The sequence below is a fragment of the Nonomuraea sp. NPDC003201 genome, from assembly GCF_053590415.1.
On sequence record NZ_JBSFTC010000604.1, the window covers coordinates 1 to 3276 of the forward strand.

The following is a 3276-nucleotide window of genomic DNA, read 5'->3' on the forward strand; positions in this document are numbered from 1 at the left end:
GGGCGGCGGGGGGGGGGGGGGGGGGCGCGGGCGGGGCGGGCGGCGCGGCCTCGTGCACCCGGGTCGGCGGCTCCGGCTCCCGTTCCGTCTCCCGAACGGCGTCCTGCACCGGCTCCGGGACGACCGCCTCCTGCACCGGCTCGGGGACAGCGGGCTCCTTGACCGGCTCCTGGGCGGCAGGCTCCTTGACCGGCGGTGGCCCCGCCGAGGGCGCGGGTGTGGGCGTGGGCTGTCTCACCGGCGACGGCTCCGGGGAGGACCATACCGGCGACGGCTCCGGGGAGGACCATACCGGCGACGGCTCCGCGGGGGGCGTGGGCCTGACCGGCGGGGCTTCGGGAGCGGCGGTCGTGTGCCGCTGCCTCCTGCTCAGCCGTTCGGGCATCGAGCGAGCCAGCCCCAGCAGGTCCACCCCGCTGGAGTGGGCGGCGAGCAGCGAGACGGCGAGCAGGACGGCCACCACCAGGGTGCCGGTGTCGAGCCACACCGTCGCCAGGTTGAGCGCCAGCCCGAACGCCAGCACCGCCGTCATCAACGCCATCACGGCTTCGGCGTCGAAGTCGCGGCGCGTCCACTGCTCGATGATCCCCGGCTTGCCGTTCGGCTCCTTCATCAGCAGGAACGCCGCGAGATAGAGGAACAGGCCGATGCCGGAGCCCAGCAGAAGCACGGCGAAACCCACGCGGAAGACCACGGGGTCGATGCCGGTGTGCCGCCCGAGACCGGAACAGACCCCCATGAGGAAGCGCCCCTCGTTGCTGCGTCGCAGCGACCGGGGCGGGGCGGCCGGTTCTTTGGGCGGAGCTTCTGTCATGTCACCATCGTGGACCTACGTGTGGTGTGCTCGCATCCGGGACACCCCTGACCCGACCCGGGGGTTGTTCCCTGATGCCCGAAGTGCCCCCGACATGTGACTATGGCGATGTTATGGACCAGAAGACTCTCGCCGAGCCGACCGGCGACGCGCCTTATCGGCGCTTGATGCGCCCCATGGAGGGCCGCCTGCTGGGCGGTGTCGCCCAGGGCCTCGCGACGCAGCTCTCGCTCGATCCTGTGGTGATCAGGCTGATGTTCGTGCTGCTCAGCGTGGTCGACGGGGTCGGCATGGTGGCGTACGCCGTGTTGTGGATGGTCACGCCGCGGCAACCGTACGAGGGGCAGCCGCCGCAGCGGGACTGGAGCCAGCTGGCCGCGTTCAGCGCGATCGGGGTGGCGCTGTTCGCCTTCGGCTGGCTCACGGGGGCGTCCCAGGGCGGGATCGGCATGCTTCCGTTCGCCGTGGGCGGGATCGGGGCGCTGATCCTCTGGCAGCAGGCCGACCCGGAGCGCCGTAAGAGCTGGGTGCAGGGCGCCACCACGAGCATCAGGAAGAACCGGGTTCGCACGCTGCTCGGCGTGGTGCTCGTGGTGATCGGCGCGGCGGGCTTCCTGTACGCGGAGGGCGAGCTGAACCAGGCCAAACCCGGCCTGCTGTTCACCGTCGTGGTGGTCGGCGGCCTGGCCGTCATCGCCGCACCCTGGCTCGCCGGCCTGTGGAAAGAGCTGCAGCTGGAGCGGCGCGAGCGCATCAGGCAGGAGGAACGCGCCGAGGTGGCCGCCATGGTGCACGACTCGGTGCTGCACACGCTCACGCTCATCCAGCGCGTGGCCCACGATCCGCGCGAGGTCACCCGGCTGGCCCGCTCCCAGGAGCGCGACCTGCGCAACTGGCTCTACCAGCCCGCCCAGGACGCCGACGCCACCGTGGCGGCCGCCGTACGCAGGATCGCGGCGGAGGAGGAGGACGCCCATGGGGTGCCCATCGAGGTCGTCTGCGTGGGGGACATCGCCCTCGACCCGGCGGGTAAGCTGGCCGCCCAGCTCAAGGCGGCCCGGCAGGCGATGGTCAACGCGGCCAAATACTCTGAGAGCCCAGCTATTTCCGTCTATGCCGAAGTAGAGGGTGAAGAGGTCACGATTTTCGTGAAGGATCGTGGCAAGGGGTTCGACCTCGACGCGGTGCCACTCGACAGGATGGGCATTCGGGAGTCCATCATCGGGAGAATGGAACGCCACGGAGGCACGGCCCGGGTACGCACCTCCGTCGGTGAGGGCACGGAAGTGATGTTGACCATGAAGGTGGAGAAGGCATGACGCGCGTGTTGATCGTCGACGATCATCGGCTGTTCCGCTCCGGCGTACGCGCCGAGCTGGGCGACTCGATCGAGGTGGTGGGCGAGGCCGAGGACGTGGAGACGGCCGTCAAGGCGATCGCCGAGCACCAGCCCGACGTGGTCCTGCTGGACGTGCACATGCCGGGCGGCGGAGGCCAGGAGGTGCTGCGCCGGGTCCTGGGCGCCGGCTCCCAGGTGCGTTTCCTCGCCCTGTCGGTCTCGGACGCCGCCGAGGACGTCATCGGCGTGATCCGGGGCGGGGCGCGGGGCTACGTGACCAAGAACATCAGCGGCAAGGAGCTGACGGACGCCATCCGCCGGGTGGCGGAGGGCGACGCGGTCTTCTCGCCACGGCTGGCCGGGTTCGTCCTGGACGCCTTCGCCTCGTCGGAGGCGCCGTCCATCGATCCCGAGCTGGACTCCCTGACGCAGCGCGAGCGCGAGGTGCTGCGCTTGATCGCGCGGGGGTACGCGTACAAGGAGATCGCCAAGGAGCTCTTCATCTCCGTCAAGACCGTGGAAACCCACGTCTCGTCGGTCCTGCGCAAGCTCCAACTCTCCAACCGCCACGAACTCTCCCGCTGGGCCACCGCCCGCCGCCTCGTCTAACCCCCACCCCACCCAACCCCCAACTTCCTCCACCTTTCACCAGAGCCACCCTTCATCTCTTCCACCCCCTCACGCCCTCCACACCCCTCACCACGACCCGCCTCACCCCTCACCCCGTCCCACCTCACCGCGCACCGCTTCACCGCGCACCGCCTCACCGTGGTCCGCCTCATATGGCCACCCCTCACTGCGGCCAGCCCCACCGCGGCCAGCCCTCACCCGGCCGGTCCCTCCCGGTGCTCCCACACTCCGTCCCCGGCACTCACCGTCCACCAGCCCAGCGCCTCCCGCCCGTCCCGCGCACTCCGCCGTCCGCGCCATCCGCGCCATCCCGCGCCCGCCGCCGCACGCCGCATCGGCCACCGCCGTGCCAACTGCCCGCCCGTCGCGCGCCCTGCCGTGCTCCAACGCCCCCGTAATCCCGGCACCCGGCACCCGGCACCCGGCACCCGGCACCCGGCACCCGGCACCCGGCACCCGGCACCCGGCACCCGGCACCCGGCACCCGGCACCC

3 protein-coding genes are annotated in these 3276 nt (G+C 71.6%); 2 read left to right on the top strand and 1 reads right to left on the bottom strand.

All coding sequences use genetic code 11. From position 1 onward, the window contains the following. On the bottom strand, nt 1–814 hold an 814-nt coding region (locus ACWDX9_RS61480), incomplete at its 3' end, for a PspC domain-containing protein (RefSeq protein WP_449973144.1). 113 nt (nt 815–927) lie between these two features. Here ACWDX9_RS61480 and ACWDX9_RS61485 point away from each other — a divergent pair. Continuing rightward, complete coding sequence (locus ACWDX9_RS61485; RefSeq protein ID WP_449973145.1) at nt 928–2133, top strand: ATP-binding protein; 1206 nt, start codon at nt 928–930, stop codon at nt 2131–2133. Continuing rightward, the gene (locus ACWDX9_RS61490; protein ID WP_185070757.1) at nt 2130–2762 is read left to right on the top strand and encodes a response regulator; all 633 of its coding nucleotides are present in this window, start codon (nt 2130–2132) and stop codon (nt 2760–2762) included. The genes ACWDX9_RS61485 and ACWDX9_RS61490 overlap by 4 nt, the downstream gene beginning before the upstream one ends. The last annotated feature ends 514 nt before the right edge of the window (nt 2763–3276 follow it).

Excerpts from the sequence above, each read along its gene's own strand:
- ACWDX9_RS61490 (WP_185070757.1), top strand. The coding sequence starts at position 2,130 with ATGACGCGCGTGTTGATCGTCGACGATCATCGGCTGTTCCGCTCCGGC.
- ACWDX9_RS61485 (WP_449973145.1), top strand. The coding sequence starts at position 928 with ATGGACCAGAAGACTCTCGCCGAGCCGACCGGCGACGCGCCTTATCGG.